The sequence below is a fragment of the Brevundimonas sp. Root1423 genome, assembly GCF_001426805.1.
Map to the genome: position 1 here is coordinate 50,675 of NZ_LMFL01000017.1, position 21,398 is coordinate 72,072.

19 protein-coding genes and 2 pseudogenes are annotated in these 21,398 nt (G+C 69.5%); 8 read left to right on the plus strand and 13 right to left on the minus strand.

What is annotated here, in order from left to right; translation table 11 throughout:
* Positions 1-107: 107 nt before the first annotated feature.
* On the minus strand, positions 108-809 hold the full coding sequence (locus ASD25_RS11965; RefSeq protein WP_055832445.1) for a hypothetical protein: 702 nt from the start codon (positions 807-809) through the stop codon (positions 108-110).
* A gap of 52 nt (positions 810-861) precedes the next feature.
* On the minus strand, positions 862-2,307 hold the full coding sequence (locus tag ASD25_RS11970; protein ID WP_055832447.1) for a chain-length determining protein: 1,446 nt from the start codon (positions 2,305-2,307) through the stop codon (positions 862-864).
* Positions 2,308-2,429: 122 nt separating this feature from the next.
* Here ASD25_RS11970 and ASD25_RS11975 point away from each other — a divergent pair, with 122 nt between their 5' ends.
* On the plus strand, positions 2,430-3,209 hold the full coding sequence (locus ASD25_RS11975; protein WP_055832449.1) for a polysaccharide biosynthesis/export family protein: 780 nt from the start codon (positions 2,430-2,432) through the stop codon (positions 3,207-3,209).
* Between the two features lie 33 nt (positions 3,210-3,242).
* Here ASD25_RS11975 and ASD25_RS11980 read toward each other — a convergent pair whose 3' ends face one another.
* Together ASD25_RS11980 and ASD25_RS11985 are read right to left on the minus strand one after the other, a co-directional pair.
* Positions 3,243-3,545, minus strand: a complete 303-nt coding sequence (locus ASD25_RS11980; RefSeq protein WP_156377041.1) for a sel1 repeat family protein — start codon at positions 3,543-3,545, stop codon at positions 3,243-3,245.
* A 193-nt stretch (positions 3,546-3,738) separates the two neighbouring features.
* Complete coding sequence (locus ASD25_RS11985) at positions 3,739-4,458, minus strand: glutathione S-transferase N-terminal domain-containing protein (protein WP_055832453.1); 720 nt, start codon at positions 4,456-4,458, stop codon at positions 3,739-3,741.
* Positions 4,459-4,617: 159 nt separating this feature from the next.
* Between ASD25_RS11985 and ASD25_RS11990 the strand changes: the two genes are divergently transcribed.
* From ASD25_RS11990 to ASD25_RS12010, 5 genes are all read left to right on the plus strand, one after another.
* Entirely contained in the window at positions 4,618-5,205 is a 588-nt protein-coding gene (locus tag ASD25_RS11990) for an RcnB family protein (protein ID WP_055832455.1), read from the plus strand.
* A 165-nt stretch (positions 5,206-5,370) separates the two neighbouring features.
* Positions 5,371-6,267, plus strand: an 897-nt coding sequence (locus ASD25_RS31955; protein WP_235562712.1) for an RcnB family protein, incomplete at its 3' end; no start/stop codon positions are given.
* A 98-nt stretch (positions 6,268-6,365) separates the two neighbouring features.
* Positions 6,366-6,575 (plus strand): RcnB family protein, encoded by a 210-nt coding sequence (locus tag ASD25_RS12000; RefSeq protein WP_235562713.1) that lies wholly within the window; start codon positions 6,366-6,368, stop codon positions 6,573-6,575.
* Positions 6,576-6,680: 105 nt separating this feature from the next.
* Positions 6,681-8,903 carry an RNA degradosome polyphosphate kinase gene (locus ASD25_RS12005; RefSeq protein WP_055832457.1) on the plus strand — a complete coding sequence of 741 codons (2,223 nt, stop codon included), beginning with the start codon at positions 6,681-6,683 and terminating at the stop codon, positions 8,901-8,903.
* Positions 8,903-10,411: a Ppx/GppA family phosphatase gene (locus ASD25_RS12010; protein ID WP_055832458.1), complete on the plus strand. Its 1,509-nt coding sequence runs from the start codon at positions 8,903-8,905 to the stop codon at positions 10,409-10,411. The genes ASD25_RS12005 and ASD25_RS12010 overlap by 1 nt, the downstream gene beginning before the upstream one ends.
* A gap of 7 nt (positions 10,412-10,418) precedes the next feature.
* On the opposite strand, the gene ASD25_RS12015 is transcribed toward ASD25_RS12010, so the two are convergent.
* From ASD25_RS12015 to ASD25_RS12025, 3 genes are all read right to left on the minus strand, one after another.
* On the minus strand, positions 10,419-10,976 hold the full coding sequence (locus tag ASD25_RS12015) for a hypothetical protein (RefSeq protein ID WP_055832460.1): 558 nt from the start codon (positions 10,974-10,976) through the stop codon (positions 10,419-10,421).
* A 61-nt stretch (positions 10,977-11,037) separates the two neighbouring features.
* On the minus strand, positions 11,038-11,670 hold the full coding sequence (locus ASD25_RS12020; protein WP_055832462.1) for an isoprenylcysteine carboxylmethyltransferase family protein: 633 nt from the start codon (positions 11,668-11,670) through the stop codon (positions 11,038-11,040).
* A gap of 82 nt (positions 11,671-11,752) precedes the next feature.
* Positions 11,753-12,718, minus strand: coding sequence for a M28 family peptidase (locus ASD25_RS12025; protein WP_055832464.1), 966 nt, complete (start codon positions 12,716-12,718; stop codon positions 11,753-11,755).
* A 148-nt stretch (positions 12,719-12,866) separates the two neighbouring features.
* Between ASD25_RS12025 and ligA the strand changes: the two genes are divergently transcribed.
* Complete coding sequence (ligA, locus tag ASD25_RS12030) at positions 12,867-15,203, plus strand: NAD-dependent DNA ligase LigA (RefSeq protein WP_055832466.1); 2,337 nt, start codon at positions 12,867-12,869, stop codon at positions 15,201-15,203.
* A gap of 84 nt (positions 15,204-15,287) precedes the next feature.
* On the plus strand, positions 15,288-16,511 hold the full coding sequence (locus ASD25_RS12035; RefSeq protein WP_055832468.1) for a hypothetical protein: 1,224 nt from the start codon (positions 15,288-15,290) through the stop codon (positions 16,509-16,511).
* A 7-nt stretch (positions 16,512-16,518) separates the two neighbouring features.
* On the opposite strand, the gene ASD25_RS12040 is transcribed toward ASD25_RS12035, so the two are convergent.
* The 6 genes and pseudogenes from ASD25_RS12040 to ASD25_RS30415 form a co-directional block, all read right to left on the minus strand.
* Complete coding sequence (locus ASD25_RS12040; protein WP_162252074.1) at positions 16,519-17,091, minus strand: aldo/keto reductase; 573 nt, start codon at positions 17,089-17,091, stop codon at positions 16,519-16,521.
* Positions 17,092-17,115: 24 nt separating this feature from the next.
* Positions 17,116-17,720, minus strand: a pseudogene (locus ASD25_RS12045) (aldo/keto reductase); the annotation flags it as partial.
* A 58-nt stretch (positions 17,721-17,778) separates the two neighbouring features.
* Positions 17,779-19,590 carry an aminopeptidase P family protein gene (locus ASD25_RS12050; protein ID WP_055832472.1) on the minus strand — a complete coding sequence of 604 codons (1,812 nt, stop codon included), beginning with the start codon at positions 19,588-19,590 and terminating at the stop codon, positions 17,779-17,781.
* Positions 19,591-19,756: 166 nt separating this feature from the next.
* Complete coding sequence (locus ASD25_RS12055; RefSeq protein ID WP_055832475.1) at positions 19,757-20,257, minus strand: hypothetical protein; 501 nt, start codon at positions 20,255-20,257, stop codon at positions 19,757-19,759.
* 54 nt (positions 20,258-20,311) lie between these two features.
* The coding region (locus ASD25_RS12060; RefSeq protein WP_369816579.1) for a 50S ribosomal protein L11 methyltransferase at positions 20,312-21,136 on the minus strand (825 nt) is incomplete at its 5' end.
* A 126-nt stretch (positions 21,137-21,262) separates the two neighbouring features.
* Positions 21,263-21,397: pseudogene (locus ASD25_RS30415) on the minus strand (50S ribosomal protein L11 methyltransferase); the annotation flags it as partial.
* Between the last annotated feature and the right edge of the window lies 1 nt (position 21,398).

Below are 21,398 nucleotides of genomic sequence, written 5' to 3' on the forward strand. Positions count from 1 at the left end.
GCCGTCTCCGACAGGAGGCCGCCGGGCGCGACGGCCGATCGAGACAAGACACCCGCTAACTCCGCTCGTCAAGGTTGACGGCTGCACCTTTTGGTTGCGCTTCCGCCCTAGCCGGTCAGACGCTTCAGGAAGGCCGGCGGCCTGTAGGTCGAGCGATTGACCACGACGCCGGCGATCTTGCCGCCCACCGCCTCGATCTCGTCGCGAAGCATCAGCGGTTCGTTGGCGGCCGTGCTCTCGGCGGCGACGACCAGCACGGTGGAATCGACGAAGGGCGCCAGGGTGATGGCCATCTCGTTGCGGTCCGCGGCCGGTGCGTCGATGACCACCGTGTCGGCGTGTTTTCTCAGGGCGTCCCAGTACCGCGCATCGCCGACGGCTTCGGCCCGCTGGCCGGACCGCAGGTGTTCGGCGGCGAACCGCGTGACCCACAGCCGGCCGCCGAGGCAGGGACGCGCCGTCATCAGCCGGGCCGGGTGCACCGGCTTTCCCGCACGGTCCATCAGGCGCGGCGTGACGGCGAAGAAGATCGATCCGTCGGGCGTGGCGATGGCGGCCTTGCCGAGGGCGCCGAACCGGTCGGGCTCGGCGGCGACGGCCTCCATCTGCCCCTGCTGCGACAGGTCGGCGTCGATCAGCCAGACCGGGCGGCGCGCGCGGACGGCGGCGAGGCGGGCGTATTCGCGAGCGACGGTCGAGACGCCCTCGCCCGAGTTGGCGGCGGCGATCTGCACCACGCGGCCACGGTGGCCGGGCGCCGGGCCCAGCGCGGCCCAGAGAGCCGCCATTTCGGTTGTCAGATCGACCATCGAATCGCTACGCGCCCGGCTACAGGCCCCTACGCTACCACGGGTTGGAACTTCAGCGGGCGGCCTTCATCGGCGCGACGGCCAGCACCGGCATTTCCAGCGTCCGGCCGGTCGAGGCCGGGGTGACATAGCCCTTGCGGGTGAAGATCCGCAGCAGGCCCACGCACAGGGCGGTGAAGGCGGCGAACAGGAAGACGAGGGCCAGCAGCGGCGCCTTCAGGCTGGTCCCCCGGGTCGGGGCCTCGGCGCGTTCGATGACCGTGACGTTGTCGGCCCCGGCGGCGACCAGGGCGCTGTCGGCGCGGGCGGCGCTCTCGCGCTGCTGGAAGTCGCGGATGTTGGCGGTCAGGACCTCGCGGTTTCCGGCCAGATTGGCGTTGGTCGATTCCAGCCGGGTCAGTTCGGCCTGGCGCGAGCGGATCTGGGCCAGTTGACTGTTCGCCACCGCCAGCCGCGCGGCCAGGCCGTCGCGGTCGGCGGCGGCGGTGATCCGCGCCGTTTCGATCTCGGTGAAGATGACGCTGGGGCCCGTGCGGACCTCCTTGGCCCCCACCGTCGTCCCGGTGGCGACATAGGCCTGAAGGTCGGCGATCTGCTGTTCGACGTCCTTCACCGGCTGGGCGTCGGGCGTATAGCGCGACAGCAGGGCCTCGCGCTGGGTGCGCAGCTGCAGGATCTGGTCCTGGGCCGAGACGTTCAGGTCCTGCTGCAGAACCACCTCGGCGGGCTGCTGCGCCAGCTGGGCCTCCAGCGTCGCCAGCCGCTGGCTGGCCTGGTTCAGCTGCGCCCGCAGCGACAGGGCCTCGGCGTAGGTGGTCTGATAGGTCGCCGCCAGGGTCGCCTTGGCTGTGGCGAAGTCGCCGATGTCGTTGGACCGGATGAAGGCGTTGTAGGCGTCGTCCGCCCGGCTAAGATCGGTCTCGAACGCCTCGCGTTGGCGGGCGAGGGCGGGCGTGGTCCGGTCGCGGAACACCACACGGCGCTGGACCAGATACTGGTCCACCACGGCGTTTAGAACCTGGGCCGCGCGCACCGGATCGTCCGACTTGTAGGACACCGAGATGATGGCGCTGCCGGCCGTGGTGCCGACGCCGAGGCTGGAGTCGATGACCTTCAGCGCCGCCGCTTCCTTCTCGGCCGCCGTGCCCGACGCGTCCGGCCCCAGAACCGTGCCGGCGCCGACCGCGCGGACGGCGCGGCGCTTGACTTCGAGACTGCCCAGGATCTGGGCCTCCGAGCCGGCGATCGCATCGGCCTCCAGCGGCTGGCTGCGCTCCGAGGCGCCCACGCGCGGCTGATAGACATATTCCGACCCGGCGCCGGCGTAGACGCTGGCGGTCGCGGTGTAGGACTTCTTCAGTGTCAGGATCAGCGCCGTGCCGATGGCGAACACGAGCAGGAAGATCACGACCATCAGCAGCAGTTCGCGGAACAGCAGACCGACGACGTCGAAGAAGCCGTAGCGCGGGCGGACTGTGGTGTAGGCCGTCGTACGCATGCGGGCGGACTGATTCCATGGAACAGGACTGACCTGACAAGCCTTGGGCTACCGGCGTTAACCCATGGTTACCCATAAGCGGCGACCCTGCCCTCAACGTCGCTTCCAGGAACGAGTCCGCCATGTCCATCGACCGCCGCCTGATGCTGCTGGGCCTTGCCGGGGTCGCGGCGACGGCGGGCGGCTGCGGCGGCGTCGCCAACGGGCTGACCGGGGGCGGCGACTACGCCTCGCGCATGCCCCTGCCGCGGGGTTCGGGCGGCGACCGCGTGCAGAACCTGGGCCGGACCTCCTTCCCCGAGATCGGTTTCGCCGACTGGACCGAGGCCGAGCCGGAATACGTCCTCTATCCGGGCGACGAGATCGAGATCGCGACCCCGACGGCGGTCGAGCTGACCCGGACGCAGAAGATCGGGCCGGACGGGCGGATATCCCTGCCTCTCGTGGGCCAGATCATGGCCGCGGACCGCACCATCGCCGAGGTGGAGGCAGACGCCTCCGCCGCCTACGCCAGCCAGTTGCGCCGGCCTGTGGTGGAGGTGACGCTGAAGACCGCGGGACCGATCCGCGTCTGGGTGGACGGCGAGGTCCGCACGCCGGGCGTCTATGAAATGACTGGCGACCTCGACGCCTATCAGGCCGTCATCCAGGCCGGCGGCTTCCTGCCCACGGCGCGCCAGGGCGAGGTGGCGCTGATCCGGCGCGGGCCGCGCGGGGTGCGAATGATGCGGGCGGTGGATTTGCGGCCCCGGCGGGGAGAGGTCGTGGCCCTGCGGCGGGGAGACATCATCTTCGTGCCGCGCTCGACGCTGGGAGAGGTGGCGAATTTCGTCACCCTGTTCCGCAACGCCCTGCCCGTCGGCTTCAGCTACGCCATCGGCGGGCAGTATCAGAATTTCTGAGTGGCTGGTGGCTAGTGGCTGGTGGCCACCTTCTCACGCCGCCAGCGACACCACGCCCGCGTCGATCCAGCGGCGGGCCGCCTTCTGGGCCTCGGCGATCTCGTCCTGCTCCATCTCCTGGCTCATCTCGCGGCGATAGACGCGCGCTTCGATCGAGCCCTTCATGGCGGCGAGGTTGAAGATCATATGAGCAGAGACGCGGTCCATCGGACAACCGCCCTGGCCGCTCGAATACATCATGCCCAGCCGGAACAGATCATCGCCGTTCATTTCGGCGGTGGGCAGGGGAAGCCCCTGCTCCTGATCGACTTCCGGCGCCATTTCTTGCGCGTTCATCACCGTATCTCCCGGGTTGGTGGCCGTTCTGGCCCTGCCCTCTGACGGAGATCAAATACCCGCGGTTTGAAGTTAAAGTTAACAGCGAAACGGCCCGCCAGACTTTTCAGTAAAGCAGCAATGAATACTGGATCAGAGATTCAGATTTCTGAAATCTCTCGTAAATCTCCCGGTCACACCGGCTAACGAAGAGTCACCGGGCCCGTTGGCCGAACAGGACCCTGCGCGCCGCCTCGGCCGACCTGCCGGACGAGGCCAGATTGGCCCGCAGGGCCTCGCCCAGCGCCCGGCCGGCGATGACGCCGGGGCGTTCGCCGACGCGCTTCATCCAGGCCGCCAGATGCGGAAACTCGTCCAGGTTCTGACCCTGGAGCTCGGGAAGGATCCACGGCCAGCTGGCCATGTCGGCGATAGAATAATCACCGGCCAGAAAGTCACGGTCGGCCAGTCTTCGGTCCAGCACGCCGTAAAGACGGTGCGTTTCGTCGGTGTAGCGGCGGACGCCATAGGCGAGCTGGCGCTGATCCTTGATCAGGGCGGGGGCGTACTGGCGGAAATGATGCGTCTGGCCGGCCATGGGCCCCAGGCCCCCGACCTGCCAGAACAGCCACTGGTCGACCTCGGCCTTGCCGCGCGGGTCCTGCGGGTAGAAGCGGCCGGACTTGACGCCGAGATACTGAAGGATGGCCCCGGATTCGAAGATCGACAGCGGCCTACCATCCGGACCGTCCGGATCGACGATGGCCGGCATCCGGCCGTTGGGACTGATGGCCTGGAAGGCCGGCGCGAACTGGTCGCCCGCGCCGATGTTCACCGGCTTCATCTCGTACCGCAGGCCCATCTCCTCCAGGGCGATGGAGATCTTCCACCCATTGGGCGTGGGCCAGTACCAGAGTTCGATCGGACGGGTCACTCGGCGCTCCTGAAACGGCAGCACCTCAGGTGGGCGCCCCAGCCGTCTCGCACAACAGCGAACCTGACAGAGACGTTCAGGACGCGTTCATGCGCGCGGGATGAGCGTCAAACATGATTAACGGGCGGCAGGCAGTTCCGCCCAACCGGAGGGACGACCATGAACCGCTTCACCAGGGCCGCCGTGCTCGGGCTGGTGCTGGCCACCGCCGCCCCGCTCGCCGCCGAGGCCCAGAGCCTCAGCGACCGCCGCGAGTATCGCCAGGATCGCCGCGACGACCGGCAGGATTATCGCCGGGAACGCCGCGACGACCGTCGCGACTGGCGCAACGGCGAATACGACAGCCGCCGCGAATATCGCCGGGACCGGCGCGACGACCGACGCGACTTCCGGGCCGAGCGCCGTGATGACCGGCAGGACTTCCGCCGCGACCAGCGCTGGGACCGCAACGATCGCGACTGGTGGCGCGGCCGGGACGACTTCCGCGACTATCGCGGCGCGCGCAGCGGCTACTGGTACGCGCCCAGCTACGGCTACTACCGGGTCGAGCCGCGCTATTACGGTCAGCGCTGGCAGCGCGGCGGCTATCTGCCTCCGGCCTACCGCGGCTACTATGTGCGCGATCCGTACGCCTACGGCCTGGGCCCGGCGCCGCGCGGCTATCGCTACGTCCACGCCGGCAATGACATCGTCATGATCGCGATCGCCACCGGCCTGATCGCCAGCGTCCTGTCCGGCGCCTTCTAGACTTCGGCCATCGCATGAGGAGCGCCCCGTTGACGCTGGTCAGCGGGGCGTTTTTCTGTCCAATAGTTAACCTTACGACGCCGTTCGTTCAGTCACGGTTCATCGACCAGGCGCGACCTTTGGATCAAGCCGTCTGACAGGGACGTGCGGGGAAAGACCAAGACCATGAAACGTTCTCTGATGATGGCCGCGGCGGTGGCGGCCTTCGCCGTGCCCGCGGCCGCGCCGCTGGCTGTCCTGGCCCAGGACGGCGAACAGGACGGCGGCCGCCGCGGGGCTGCCCGCCAGAACGGCGACGACGAACGCGCCCTGGCGCGGGCGGACGCCCTGGCGCAAGCGCCGCAGCAAAACCGCGAACAGCGCCAGGAGAATCGCCAGGAACGCCGCGAAGAGCGGCAGGAGGCCCGTGCCCAGCCGCCCGAAAACCGTGAGCAGCGGCAGGAAAACCGGCAGGAGCGGCGGGAGAACCGCCAGGGGGCCCGGGCGCAGCAGCCCGAGACGCCCCGTGATCCGAACCAGCCGCTGTTCCGCAATCACCAGGACATCCGCGACGCGCTCGCCCGCGACATCCGGGAACGGAACCGTCAGGAGCGCCGGGAAGACCGCCCCAACGACCCGCCCCAGAACCGTGAGGAGCGTCGCGAGAACCGTCAGGATCGCCGCGAGGACCGTCGGGAGAACCGCCAGGACCGGCGCGAGGACCGCCGCGAATACCGTCAGGACCGGCGCGAATACCGGGAATTCCGCCAGCGCTTCAACAGCGATGCATGGCGGCGCGACTGGAACCGGAGCCACCGGTCCGACTGGTGGCGCAACGACCGGCGCTTCCGCGGCTACAACGGCCTGCGCATCGGTTTCTATTTCGCGCCGGGGTACGGCTACTACCAGGTGCCCCGCAACTACTGGGGCCAGCGCTACTACGAGGGCCAGTACCTGCCCTCGATCTTCTGGCGCTACCAGCTGAACGACTGGCGCACCTACGGCCTCGGCTATCCGCCCGAGGGCACGCGCTGGGTGCTGGTGGACAACCACATCTATCTGATCGACGCCTACGACGGCTATNCCACCGGTCCGACTGGTGGCGTAACGACCGGCGTTTCCGCGGCTACAATGGCCTTCGCATCGGCTTCTATTTCGCGCCGGGCTACGGCTACTACCAGGTGCCGCGCAACTACTGGGGCCAGCGGTACTATGAAGGCCAGTACCTGCCGTCGATCTTCTGGCGCTACCAGCTGAACGACTGGCGCACCTACGGCCTCGGCTATCCGCCCGAGGGCACGCGCTGGGTGCTGGTGGACAACCACATCTATCTGATCGACGCCTACGACGGCTACATCATCGACGTCGTCTACGACGCCTGGCGCTGGTAGTTCGTCAGTCCACGGAAGAAGCGCCGCCCGGTCTCGCGATCGGGCGGCGTTTCCGTATCCGGAACGGAGGTTGCGGCGGCGCGCTGGACACGCCAGAACCGGGGCATGACCGACGCGGCGATCAGCGACACGACCCGGGGCGAAGAGGTCCCGTCTTCGCGCGCGCCCCAACTGCATCTGTCCGAAGAGCTGATGGCCTCGCCCACGCGGTTCTTCAACCGCGAGATCTCCTGGCTGGCGTTCAACGGCCGGGTGCTGGAAGAGGCCGCCAATCCGGCCCATCCCCTGCTGGAGCGCCTGCGCTTCCTGTCCATCTCGGCCAATAACCTCGACGAGTTCTTCATGACCCGCGTGGCCGGGCTGAAGGGCCAGGTCCGCGAGCGGGTGCGGGTCCTGTCCTCCGACGGCCTGACGCCGGCGGAACAGCTGGACAAGGTCAATGTCGCCGCCGGCGCCCTGATGGCAGAGCAGCAGCGGCGCTGGCGCAAGCTGCGCAAGGAACTCAGGACCGTCGGCATCGACGTCGTCGACGCCGACCGGATCAGCAAGACAGAGCGGGACCGTCTGGAGCCCGAATTCCTGAACCAGCTGTTCGCCGTGCTGACGCCGATGGCGATCGACCCGGCCCACCCCTTCCCCTTCCTGCCCAACCTCGGCTTCTCGCTGGCGCTGAAGCTGAAGCGGCGGTCGGACAACCGCATGCTCTATGCGCTGGTGCCGGTGCCGACCCAGGTGAAGCGGTTCTGGCCGCTGGCCACCGACGGCCGCTCCACCCCGGGCAGGAAGCGCTACGTCAGCCTGGAAAGCCTGCTGACCCTGTTCATCGACCACCTGTTCCCGGGCTGCGACGTGCTGGAGCGCGGCGTCTTCCGCCTGATCCGCGACTCGGACATCGAGATCGAGGAAGAGGCCGAGGACCTGGTCATGGAGTTCGAGGAGGCGCTGAAGCAGCGCCGCCTGGGCTCGGTCGTGCGCATCAAGATCGAGGCGTCCATGCCCGACGACCTGCGCACCTTCATCACCAACGAGCTGGACGCCGCGCCGCAGGACATCGTCCTGGTCGCCGGCATGCTGGGTCTGGCCCAGGTCGCCGACCTGATCCCGTCCGGCCATCCCGACCTCAAGTTCAAGGGCTACGAGCCGCGCTATCCCGAGCGGGTGCGCGACAATGGCGGCGACATCTTCGCGGCGGTCCGCGAGAAGGACATGCTGATCCACCACCCGTTCGAGAGTTTCGACGTGGTGGTCCAGTTCCTGCGCCAGGCCGCGCGCGATCCCAACGTCATCGCCATCAAGCAGACGCTGTACCGGACGTCCAAGGACAGTCCCATCGTCGCCGCCCTGATCGAGGCGGCCGAGAACGGCAAGAACGTCACCGCCCTGGTCGAGATCAAGGCGCGCTTCGACGAGGAGGCCAACCTGCGCTGGGCCCGGGCCATGGAGCGGGCCGGCGTCCACGTCGTCTTCGGCTTCGTCGAATGGAAGACCCACGCCAAGCTCAGCGTCGTCGTGCGGCGCGAGGGCGAGGCCCTGCGGACCTATTGCCACTTCGGCACCGGCAACTATCACCCGGTGACGGCGCGGGTTTACACCGACCTGAGCCTGTTCAGCTGCGACCCCATGCTGGGGCGGGACGCATCGCGGGTGTTCAACTACATCACCGGCTACGCCCAGCCGGACGAGCTGGAGGCGCTGGTCGTCTCGCCGCTGAACATGAAGACCACCCTGATCGACCTGATCGGCAAGGAGATGACGGCGGCGGCCCAGGGCAAGCCGGCCGCCATCTGGGCCAAGATGAACTCCCTGGTCGATCCGGAGGTCATCGACGCCCTCTACCGCGCCAGCCAGTGGGGGGTGCGCATCGAACTGGTCATTCGCGGCATCTGCTGCCTGCGGCCCGGCGTGCCGGGGCTCAGCGACAACATCCGGGTCAAGTCGATCGTCGGCCGCTTCCTCGAGCACAGCCGCATCGTCGCCTTCGCCAACGGCCGCGACCTGCCGCACAACAAGGCCAAGGTGTTCATCTCCTCGGCCGACTGGATGAACCGGAACCTGGACCGGCGGGTCGAGCTTATGACCCCCGTGCTCAACGCCACCGTTCATGACCAGGTGCTGGACCAGATCATGGTCGCCAATCTGAAGGACGACGCCCAGAGCTGGGTGCTCGATCCGGACGGCGCCTATCGGCGGGTCGCGCCCGCCGACCCAGAGCGTCCGTTCTCCGCCCACAAATACTTCATGACCAATCCCAGCCTGTCGGGCCGCGGCCGCAAGGTGAAGACCCTGCCCGGGCAGCTCAGCTACGAGCCGTCACGGAAGAAGCGCTGATGCCCGAGGCCCTGCTGTCGGCCATCGGCGAGCCCCGCGACGTCGCGGCGATCGACATCGGCTCCAACTCCGTCCGTCTGGTCCTGTACCGGCTGGAAGGGCGGGCGATCTGGACCGTGTTCAACGAAAAGGTCCTGGCCGGCCTCGGTCGGGACCTGGCCGCCACGGGCCAGCTGTCGGTCGAGGGCGCGGCCCAGGCTCTGACGGCGCTGAAACGGTTCGCCGCCGTCATCGAGGGCGTGCGTCCGGCCCTGGTCTTCGTCGCGGCCACGGCCGCGGTGCGCGAGGCCGCCGATGGCCGGACCTTCTGCGAAAAGGTCGCCGCCGAGACCGGGCTGCAGATCCGCGTCCTGTCGGGCGAGGAGGAAGCCCGCTACGCCGCCCTCGGGGTTATGGCGGGCATTCCCGACGCCGAGGGCGTGGCGGGCGATCTGGGCGGTTCAAGTCTTGAACTGGTGCGTATCACCGGCGGCGAGGTCGGGCGCGGCGTGACCCTGCCGCTGGGGCCGTTCGCCTTCGCCGACGAGGGCTCCTTCGACGCCGACCGCCTGCGCGAGGCGATCGGCAAACGGCTGAAGCCGGCCGCCGACTTCAAGGCCGACACCCTCTACGCTGTCGGCGGGGCGTGGCGGACCCTGGCCCAGGTGCATATGGAGATGAACGGCTATCCGCTGCGCATCGTCCACCAGTATGCGATGAGCGCCGACGAAGTGCTGGCCACCGCCGGACTGGTCGCCCGGGCGTCGAAAGCCTCGCTGGAGAAATGGCCGGGCGTGTCGAAAAAGCGGTCCGAGACCCTGCCCCACGCCGCCCTGGTGATGGAGGGTCTGGTCCAGCGGCTCGGGCTGAAACGGGTGGTCGTCTGTGCATGGGGCGTCCGCGAGGGCCTGCTGTACGAGGCGCTGGAGCCCGACATCGCGGCCGCCGACCCCCTGCTGGCCGGTTCATCGGCTCTCGGCGCGCGTCAGGGCATTTCGCCGACGCTGCCCGGCGCCCTGAAGGGCTGGATCGCGCCCCTGCTGGCGGCCATGCCCGTGATCTTCGACAAGGGCCGCGACGACGCCCTGGCCGACGCCGCCTGCCGCCTGGCCGACCTCGGCGCCCGGCTGCACCCGGACCACCGCGTCGAGCTGGCCTTTGACCAGGTGCTGCGCGCCCCGGTGCCGGGCCAGACCCACGCCGAGCGGGCCTATCTGGCGACGGCGGTCAACGCCCGTTACGGCGGACCCGTGGCGACGCCCGAGCCGAACACGGTCTCGCGCCTGCTGACCGAGGAACAGCGTCAGGGCGCCCGGGCGCTGGGTCTGGCGATCCGGCTGGCCTGCGACCTGTCGGGTCGCGCCCCGCAGCTGCTGGCCAACGCCCGGGCGACCGTGAAGGACGGCGCCCTGGTGCTGACAGCCTCCGGCGGCTACGCCGACGTCCTGCTGGGCGAACAGACCCGGCGGCGCGGCAAGGCCCTGGCCGAGGCCATGGGGCTCAAGCTGGATATCCGCAACGGCGGCTGAACCGCTGTCAGTCGCCCATCCACCAGCGCAGGCGCACGTCGCGCACAGTCTGGCCGGCGGCGGTCAGGGCGCCGGTCACGACCACGCCCTCGTCGCCCAGATTGCGCCGCGACGTCGCGAGGGCGCCCTGGTCGATCCGCCCTTCGAACCGCACGACGCCGAGTTCGGCCGAGGTCCCCTCGAAGACGAGCCGGTCCTCGGCCACGGCATAGCGCGTCGGCAGGACCCGGGCGGTGACGCTGCGCGCCTCGCCGAGTTCGGTCTGGACCATGGGGCTGGTGGCGTCGTCGAACTGAAGCATCACGGGGGCGAAGGTCGTCCCGGACTCCACGCCCTTCCAGGCCTCGAACTCAAACGCCTGGCCGACGAAAATGTGATCGAAGACCCACTTGCCGATCCGCACCTCGCTGACGGGCATGTAGTAGCCCGACAGGTCGGACGTCGCGGTATGGCTGAAGGCGCCGGCGGTGGGAGCCGGGGCCGCGGGCGCGTCCCCGGGGGCGACGGAGCGGTCGCAACCCGTGAGGATCAGCAGACCCGCAGCCAGGCCGATCAGATGTCGCATGACGATCCTTCCCCGCACGTCCGACCGCGACCGGACCACGGCCGCGCGCGCCTGTCCACCGTCAGGGCAGGCGGGCGACAACATGCAGCCAGTGGGCTGCCTGTCCGGCGTCGATAAGTTCGAACACCGGGATGGCCGCCAGGAACATCAGCCCGTCGCGAATCGTCGTCACGAACAGGGCCGGACGGATGGTCAGCTGCTCCTCGTCCCGCCACAGCGAGAAACGGGGCCAGAAGCGCGGGGTGCGGGCCGTGTAGGCGGTGTAGACGGCCCCGAACTCCCGCTCCAGGAAGGCCTCTTCGCGCCGCACCGTCAGATAGAACACGGCCATCGCCGCCAGAACGAAGCCCAGGCCGATGGTGACGCTGCCGCTCTGGGCCCCGATTCCGAAGGCGCCGATGTAGCTGAAGACATAGAGCGGGTTGCGCGAGATCGAATAGGGACCGCGGTCGACGATCTCGGATTTCTTGCGCCCGCCGATGTAGAGCGAACACCAGGCCCGGCCCACGATCGCCAGGATGATGGCCGCGAATCCCGCGGCCTCGACATGCTCGTGCCATTCGCCGTCGACGCCGCCGATCGACTGGGTGACCAGCGCGAGGCCGACGAGGCTCAAAAGGGCCGTGAGCACGGCGGCCTTGCGGATTTTCTGGACCATGGAGAGGTCGAGGGTCGGCCGATGTGCTGCGGTCATGAGGTCGTCTCCGGTCGCCGGACCAAACGACCTCGGCGCGGTCATTTCAAGCCCGATCTTTGCGACCGAAACGCGCTCGCGACTAGCGATCCAGCGCCGCGTCCAGCGCCCGGAACGAGGCGATCGAGAGCTCGGTCGCGCTGATGAACACCGAAGGCGTGATGCGCTCGAAATCATCCGAGGGGCGGTGATAGTCGGGATGGTAGTTCACGCCCAGGTACAGGAAGGGCACCTGGGCCCTGTAGAAGGCGCCGTGGTCCGAGGCCTCGACCCAGTTGTCCTCGCCCGTGTCCTGCGGCGTGTCCTTGCCAAAGGCCAGGGCGACGGCGCCGTTGGCCGGCACCGCTTCCAGGATCGGGCGGAAATTCGGGTGCTGGTACGTGCCGGTGACCCACAGCTTGCCGTCCGTTTCGGCGCGGGCGGTCATGTCGAAATTCAGGTTCATGGCGATGGAAGCCAGCGGCACGGGCGGCGCCTCGACGAAATGTTTCGCCCCCAGCAGGCCGTGCTCCTCGCCGTCCAGGGCCACGATCAGCACGCTATGGTCAGGAGCCCGGCGCTTCAGGTCCGCCGCCAGGGCCAGCATGGTGGCGACGCCCGAGGCGTTGTCGTCCGCGCCGTTGAAGACCTGGCCCTCGGCGTTCGTTCCGACGTGGTCGTAGTGGGCGGTGACGACGATGTAGCGGTCGGTGACCCGCGTCCCCGGGATCAGGCCGATGACGTTGACGCCGTTGAAGGTCTTCGGACCCGCCCGGGTGCGCCCCTGCATCTCCCAGGGCTGCAACCGGCCCATCGGCGGCGGCGCCACGCCCAGGGCCTCCAGCCGCCCGACGATGTAGGCGCGCGCCCTCTCGCCGCCCGGAGCGCCCGTGTCGCGGCCCTGCATGTCGTCGGCGGACAGGATGCGCACGTCGTCCAGCAGCCGGACGTGCATGGCCGACGGAGCGGGGGGCGACACGACGACGGGCGTCGGAGCCGCGCTGGCGCAGGCCGACAGGAACAGGGCCGCCGCGATCGGCGACAGGGCGGGAAGGCGGGCGGGACGCATGACGACTCCTGATGGACGGGCGACGCTAGCGGTCGGCGGCGCGGGTGTCAGATTAACTCCCTGTCATACCCGTCGATGCACCGTCAGGGCCTCGAAAGCCGCGCCGGCGATGCTAGAACGACACAAGAATCCTTCTGGCGAGCCGCGTATGTCCGAAACTCCCGTCGATCAGCTGACCGAGTCCGCCGCCCGCGAGGAACTCGACCGGCTGGCCGCCGAACTGGCCCGCCACGACGCCCTCTATCACCGCCAGGACGCGCCCGAGATTTCAGACGCCGAGTACGACGCGCTCAAGCGCCGGGCGCTGGAGATCGAGGACCGGTTCCCCGACCTGACCGGGCCGGCCTCGCCCTCGCAGGTGGTCGGGGCGGCCGCCTCGAGCCAGTTCGCGCCGGTCCGCCACGGCGTGCCCATGCTGTCGCTGGACAATGCCTTCTCCCCGGAGGAGGTGACCGACTTCGTCGCCCGCATCCGCCGCTTCCTCAAACTGCCGGCGGACGAACCGGTGGCATTCGTCGCCGAGCCCAAGATCGACGGCCTCTCCGCCAACCTCCGCTACGAGAACGGCGTGCTGGTCACGGGGGCCACGCGCGGCGACGGGCGCACGGGCGAGGACGTCACCGCCAATCTGCGCACCATCGCCGACATCCCGCAGACCCTGGCCGGCGAGGGCTGGCCCGAGATCATCGAGGTCCGGGGCGAGGTCTATGCCTCCAACGACGGGTTCGACGCCTTCAACGCCGCCGCAGAGGCGGAGGGCGCGCGCACCTACGCCAACCCGCGCAATTTCGCCGCCGGTTCGCTGCGCCAGAAGGATCCGGCGATCACCGCCAAACGGCCGCTGCGCTTCTTCGCCTACGCCTGGGGCGAGGTCTCGGCGCCGTTGGCGGCGACCCAGGCGGGCGCCCTGGAGGCGCTGACGGGCTGGGGATTCCAGGTCAACGACCGCTCGCGCCGGGTCGAGGACGAGACGGGCCTGCTGGCGCTGTACGACGGGCTGCAACGCGATCGGGCGACCCTCGGCTATGACATCGACGGCGTGGTCTACAAGGTCGACCGGCTGGACTGGCAGGCCCGGCTCGGCTTCGTGGCCCGCACCCCGCGCTGGGCCATCGCCCACAAATTCCCGGCCCAGCAGGCGACCACCGTGCTGGAAGGCATCGACATCCAGGTCGGCAGGACCGGCTCGCACACCCCGGTGGCGCGGCTGCATCCGGTCACCGTCGGCGGCGTGGTCGTCCGCAACGCCACCCTGCACAACGCCGACGAGATCGCCCGGCTGGACGTCCGCCTCGGCGACACCGTCACCCTGCAGCGGGCGGGCGACGTCATTCCCCAGATCCTCGGCGTGGTCGATCCCGACCGGCCGGGCCGGGGCGAGCCGTGGGTCTTTCCCCACATCTGCATCTGCCCGCTGAAGACGGCGCTGGTGAAGGAGACCAACGCCTCGGGCGTCGAGAGCGTCGTCCGCCGCTGCACCGGCGAACTGGCCTGCCCCTTCCAGCGCATCGAACACCTCAAGCATTTCTGCAGCCGCCGCGCCTTCGACATTGAAGGTCTTGGAGAAAAGCAGATCATCGCCTTCCACGAGCGCGGCTGGATCAACCAGCCCGCCGACATCTTCCGCCTCGCCCGCGACGCCGAAAAGCTGGACGCCCTGCGCGCCGAGGACGGCTATGGCGAGACCAGCGTGCGCAACCTCGTCGCCGGCATCGACGCGCGCCGCACCATCGCCCTGGACCGCTTCATCTATGGCCTCGGCGTGCGCGACATCGGCGAACAGACCTCCATCGTCCTGGCCCGCGCCTTCGAGACCTGGCCCGCCTTCGAGGCCGCCTGCCTCGCCGCCGCCGAGGGCATCCCCAGCGAGGACTGGGTCCGTCTGAACGAGGCCCACGCCGTCTCGCCGCGCGTCGTCGCTGCGCTGGCCGAGGCCGCGCCGCCCGCCGCCGATCCCTGGCCCGAGGCGCCGATCGACCAGAAGATCGCCCTCGCCTTCCCCGGCCTCGCCGCCCCCGCCCGGCGCGGCCTCGCGACCCTCGCCGACGATTGGGCCGATCTGGTGCGGCTGGCCGCCGTGGCCCGCGACGAAGGCCCGTCTGAAGGCCTCGGCCAGATCGCGGGCGTTTCGGGCGTCGGTCCGGTCGCGGCCCGCGCCCTGGCCCTGTTCTTCCGCGAGCCCCACAACCGCGCCATGGTCGACGCCCTCGTGGCCGAGATGACGCGGATCGAGGATGCGGAGAAGCCGAAATCCGACACCCCCGTCGCCGGCAAGACCGTGGTCTTCACCGGCGCCCTCGAACGTTTCACCCGCGACGAGGCCAAGGCCCGCGCCGAATCCCTCGGGGCCAAGGTCTCGGGCTCGGTGTCGAAGAAGACCGACTACCTCGTCGCCGGCCCCGGCGCCGGCTCCAAGATGGCCGACGCGCTGAAGCACGGCGTCACGGTGCTGACCGAGGACGAATGGCTGGCCCTGATCGGCTGACGGACGGGCTACGGGAATGCAACAAAAACGTGTTCCGGCGCGACGGCCGGATCGATAGTCAACCCAAAGGCGTTCACCGGAGTCATGGCAAACGCTCCTCTCGACCCTGCTCCGGACGTCCGTCCGCCGGTCGAGCGCTTTTCGAGCGAGGACCTCGGGTCCCTGCTCGAACGCTTCCATGCGTCGGGCATGCTCGACGAGGGCCGGATCAATCTGATCGGGTTGGACGCGATCGCCGACCGCCTCGGCGACCGTTGGGAGGGTCGGCGCGAGCAGATCTATCAGCACGTCGAACGGTCCCTGGCCAAGCACCTCGAAAGCGGAGGCTTCTTCCAGCGCGTCTCGCCGACCGACTATCTCGTGGTCCAGCCGGAGCTGGGCAAGTTCGGCGGCCAGGCCTCGTGCATGCTCTATCTGCGCGACCTGCTGGCGCATTTTCTGGGCGGCGCCGCCCCCGAGGCTCTGGACGTGCTGGAGGTGACCAGCCTCAGCGGCGGCCGGATTTTCGCGGTCGAGATCGACGCCGCCTACGCCCTCGAGGCGGCCCGCACCGAACCCCGTGTCGCCCCGCTCGAGCCCGCGGCCCCGCCGGACGCCTGGAACCCCTTTGTCGCCGCGGACGGGCGGACCCTGCGGGTCTCGTGCACGCTGGAACCCGTCTTCGAACTGAAGGGCGTCACCCAGATCGGCTTCCGCATCGCGCGGCGCGTCCTGTCCGTTCCCGACGGGGCAGAACTGGGCGTCCAGGAGCTTCGAAACCTGACCACGGCCGATGTCGAACGGGTCGATCTCGCCACCATCGCCCGGGGCGTCAGCCGCCTGCGCTCGGAGCAAGGCAACGCCAAACAACCCACCCTCTTTCTGCCCGTCTCCTACACGACCCTGGCCAGCCAGCGCGGGCGGGCCCCCCTGATCGCCCGCTTCCAGGAAGCCACAGCGGGCGTCGAGAAGGGCCTCGTCTGCGAAATCTGCGACATCGAGGGCGTGCCGGGAAGCGCCCTCGCCGCCGCCGCGGTGCTGATCAAGCCGTTCTGCCTGATCGTTGTCGGCAAGCTGCGCGCCGCCCCGGGGCGCACGCCGGAAGATCTGCGCGGCGTGCGCCTCCAGGGGGTCGCCTTCGAGAGCGGCGCCCACCCGCTGGACCAGCAGGAATTCCTGACCTGGGCCGGCCGGGCCGTGGCCAATGCCAAAAGCGTCACGCGGTCGGTGATCATCCACGGCCTGGCGGGACCCGAATATCTGGCGTTGGCCGGTCTGGCGGGCGCGTCCCACGCCAGTCTCGGCGCGGGTCGCGCCGGGACCGGGTGAGCCTCGATCAGCGGTTCAGCGCCGCCCGCGCCGCCTCGGCGTAACGGTGGCCCGAGGCCGCGCCCTTGGGGAAGACCGCCTCGATCCGGGCCAGATCGTCCGCGGTCAGCACAAGGTCGCCCGCCGCCGCATTCTCTTCCAGAGTCCGGATGCGCCGGGTGCCGGGGATCGGGACCAGATGCTCCCCCTGCGCCAGCACCCAGGCCAGGGCCAGCTGCGCCGCCGTCACGCCCCTGTCCGCCGCGATCGCCGCCACGGCCTTCACCAGGTCGATGTTCTTCTGGAAATTCTCGCCCTGGAAGCGGGGGTTCGAGCGGCGGAAATCGTCCTCGGCCAGGTCATCGACCGAYTTGATCTCACCCGACAGGAAGCCCCGGCCCAGCGGACTGTAGGGCACGAAGCCGATGCCCAGTTCCTCGCAGGTCGCCAGCAGTTCGTCCTCGGGCTCGCGGCTCCACAGCGAATATTCGGTCTGCAGGGCGGTGATCGGGTGTTCCGCATGCCCCTTGCGCAGGGTCGCGGGCGAGGCTTCGGACAGGCCGAGGAAGCGGACCTTCCCCTCCTTCACCAGCTCGCCCATCGCCCCGACCGTCTCCTCGATCGNGGCACGAAGCCGATGCCCAGTTCCTCGCAGGTCGCCAGCAGTTCGTCCTCGGGCTCGCGGCTCCACAGCGAATATTCGGTCTGCAGGGCGGTGATCGGATGCTCCGCATGCCCCCGCCGCAGCGTCTCGGGCGAGGCCTCCGACAGGCCGAGGAAACGCACCTTCCCTTCGGTCACCAGTTCGCCCATCGCCCCGACCGTCTCCTCGATCGGTACGGTCGGGTCGACGCGGTGCAGATAGTAGAGGTCGACATGGTCCATCCCCAGCCGCTTGAGGCTGCCCTCGATGGCACGCCGCACGTTCCGGGGCGATCCGTCGACCGTCAGGGCCGTGCGTTCGGCGTTGTAGCCGATGCCGAATTTGGTGGCGACGAAGGCGCGGTCGCGCCGGTCCGCCAGCGCCTTGCCGACCTGGATCTCGTTGGTGTGCGGGCCGTACATCTCGGCCGTGTCGAGGAAGGTCACGCCGAGCTCGAGCGCGCGGTGGATCACCGCCGTCGCCTGCCCCTCGTCGGACGGCTGGCCGTAGAAGGCGGCCATGCCCATGCAGCCCAGGCCGATGGCCGAAACTTCGGGACCGGCCTTGCCGAGGCGACGGGTTTTCATGGGGCGCTCCTTCGATGTGCAGCGCCTCAGGTCGGCGCCCCGCCGTCGTTTCGCAAGGTCAGAGCGGCGCGGCCTGCGCCTTCAGCCAGTCCAGCGCCGCCCCGTCGAGCAACGGCCCGACCTTCGTCAGCACCTCCGCGTGATAGGCGTCGACATAGGCGCGCTCGTCCGGCGTCAGCAGGGCGACGTCGATCAGCTTGCGGTCCAGCGGCGCGAGGGTGAGCTGTTCGAACCCGTGCATCGGCCGTTCGCCGCCGGCGATCGGTTCCGGCGGCGTGACCACCTGCAGCGTCTCGATGCGGATGCCCCAGTGACCCTCGCGGTAATAGCCGGGCTCGTTGGACAGGATCATGCCGGTCAGCAGCGGCTGGGTGTTGACCGCCTTGGCGATCCGCTGCGGCCCCTCGTGGACGCCCAGATACGAGCCGACCCCGTGGCCGGTGCCGTGGTCGTAGTCAAAGCCCTGCATCCACATCGGAAGGCGCGCCAGGGCGTCCAGCTGGTGCCCCGTCGTCCCGGCGGGGAAGCGCACCACGGCCATGGCGATATGGCCCTTGAGCACCAGGGTGAACATCCGCCGCTGGTCGTCGGTCGGCTCGCCCACGGCCACCGTGCGCGTCACGTCCGTGGTGCCGTCCAGATACTGGCCGCCGCCGTCCACCAGCAGCAGACTGCCCTTCTCCATCCGGCGCAGGGTGCGGGTCACGGGCTTGTAGTGCGGCAGGGCGCCGTTGGGCCCGGCCCCGGCGATGGTGTCGAACGACAGGTCCTTCAGGGCGCCCGTCGCCTCGCGGAATCCCTCCAGCGCCTCGGCCACCTGGCGCTCGTCGGGCAGGGTCTCCTGCCCCACCGTATCGATCCAGTGCAGGAAGCGGGTCAGGGCCGCGCCGTCGCGGATATGGGCCTGGCGCGTCCCCTCGATCTCCACCGGATTCTTGGTCGCGCGCGGCAGGGTGCAGGGGTCCATGCCGCGCACCACGGTGGCGCCCGCCGCCGCCAGCCGGTCGAAATACCAGGCCGGCGACTGGCCCGGATCGACCAGCACCTTGCGGCCCGACAAGGCGTCCAGCGCACCCTCCAGCGCCTCGGGCGCCTCCAGCATGACCGCGTCGCCCAGCCAGCCGGGCAGTTCATTGGTCACCTTGCGCGGATCGAGAAACAGCGACGCCGTCCCGTCAGCCCTCACCACCGCCTGTCCCAGCGGCAGGGGCGTGCGGATCACGTCGCCGCCGCGGATGTTGAACAGCCAGGCCAGAGACGCCGGCGCCGTCAGCACGGCGGCGTCGGCTCCGGCCTTCGCCACCGCCTCGCCGATGCGGGCGCGCTTGGAGGCGCTGCTCTCGCCGGAATAGCGATCCTCGTGCGGCACGACGGGCGCGCTCGGCTGGCCCGGACGCTCGTCGGCCCAGGCCAGATCCAGCGGATTGGGGTCGACGGGTTTCAGTTCGGCCCCGGCCTTCGCCGCCGCCCGCTTCAGCCGCGCCAGCGCGTCCGGACTGTGCAGCCGCGGATCGTAGCCGATCACAGAGCCCTTCGGCGCGCGTTCGAGGTAGCTGGCCACGCCGCCGCCATCGAGATCGAGGATTTCGAACTGGGCCGCATCCACCTGGGCCCGCACCTGAACCGTATAGCGCCCGTCGGCGAAGACGGCGGCCCGGTCCTTCATGACCACGCCCGCGCCGGCCGAGCCGGTGAAGCCGGTCAGCCAGGCCAGGCGGTCGTTGGCGGCCGGCAGATATTCGTTCTGGTGCTCGTCCTCATGCGGGACCAGCAGGCCGTCGAGGCCCTGTTCGGCCATCTTGGCGCGGACGCGGGGAAGATGCTTCGCCCCGAAGGACGGATCGGTGGTTTCATCGAAGGACTGGCGCATGGGATGCGCATAGCATTCTCCCTCCCCTTCTGGGGAGGGTGGCGGTCGCTGAAAGCGACGGACGGGTGGGGAACGGCCGCACGGTCGTGCGCTGTTGTGACGTACCCCACCCTGTCGGCGCTACGCTCCGACGTCCCTCCCCACAAGGGGAGGGAGAAGCGGAAGGCTAGTTCTGCGGCGCGGTCGGCGTGACCACGGCGACGCCGCCGTTGGCCGGCGCCGGAGCCGGAACCTGACGCTCGATGATCACCGGCGAGGACGAGCGCGCCTCGGCGGCGCGGGCTTCACTGGCGGCGCGGATGGCTTCGGCCTGCGAGCGGGCGGCGTCGGCGCGGGCGATGTCGACGCTGGCCTGGGCGCCGGCGACCTGGCCCTGGATCAGGGCCGAGTCGGCCTGGGCCTGGGCGGCGGCGGCATCGGCCTGGGCCTGCAGCAGGGCCTCGTCGGTCTGCGGCTGCGCGCCCCGCGAGAACAGAATCCACAGCACGGCGAGGATGACGAGGCCGCCGAGGATGCCGGCGATCCACCAGCCGGTGTTGTTGGACTCACGGACCACCGTGGTCTCGACGGTTTCGGTGTGCAGCGGGGCGGCCGTGGTCACCGTCTCGGTGTAGACCGTTTCGACGGGCGGTACGCGGTTCGGATCGTTCGGGTCGTAGTGAGTCACGGGCAGTCCTCCAATGAACTGCCGGAACGGCTGCGCTTCGCCTCCGTTCCGCCGTTAACCCACTCGTCTCAGAACCAGGGCGCTCCAGGCGTCGCGATGGATGCGTCGTTCGAGGATGAAACCACGCGACAGATAGGCCGCCGACACCCGCCGCTCCTGCGTCCGCAGCAGGCCCGACAGGATGGCCACCCCGCCGAGGCTCAGCGCCTCCTTGATCTCCTGCGACAGCGAAACCAGCGGCGGGGCCAGGATGTTTGCGAAGACCAGGTCATAGGGCCCCTGCCCGCGCACCTTGCGGTCGTTCAGGCCGAAGGCGTGGACGAAGCGGGCGTTGGCCTGATTCAATTTCGCATTCTCATTGGCGATGCGCACCGAGGGCTGGTCGATGTCGGTGCCGACCGCGACCTTCGACCCGGTCTTCGCCGCCGCGATGGCCAGCACGCCCGTGCCGCAGCCGACGTCCAGCACCCGGTCGAACCGCTCCTTCTTCAGCAGTTCGTCGAAGGCCATCAGACAGCCGACCGTGGTGCCATGATGCCCGGTGCCGAAGGCGGCGCCGGCGTCGATCTTCAGGTTCACCGTGTTCTTCGGAACGATGCCCTGATCGTGGGCGCCGTAGACGAAGAAACGTCCGGCCCGCACCGGCGGCAGGCCCGACAGCGACATGGCCAGCCAGTCGGCGTCGGCCAGTTTCTCGACCACGACGGTCAGGCCGTCCTGCGCCTTCAGCCGCGCCTCGATGCCCCGCGCGTCGTCGGCGTCATTGGGAAAGGCGTCGATGCGCCAGATGCCCTTGTCCTCGTCTTCCTCGAGAATCGAATAGGTCGCGCCTTCCAGCAGCGGATCGGAATCCAGCGATGCGGCGGCGGCTTCGGCGATNCTCGCCGCCTCCCTGGCGCTGCTGGGCGCCGCACACGCGTGTTGTGTTCCGCGTCCGAGCTGGAACTGGCCGACGAGAGCGACGGCATTCTGGAACTGGCGGACGACCTCGTCGATCCGCCAGATGCCCTTGTCCTCGTCTTCCTCGAGAATCGAATAGGTCGCGCCTTCCAGCAGCGGATCGGAATCCAGCGAYGCGGCGGCGGCTTCGGCGATCGCGCGRGGACCGCGTGCGATTATTTGAACTGCGGACTCGGACATT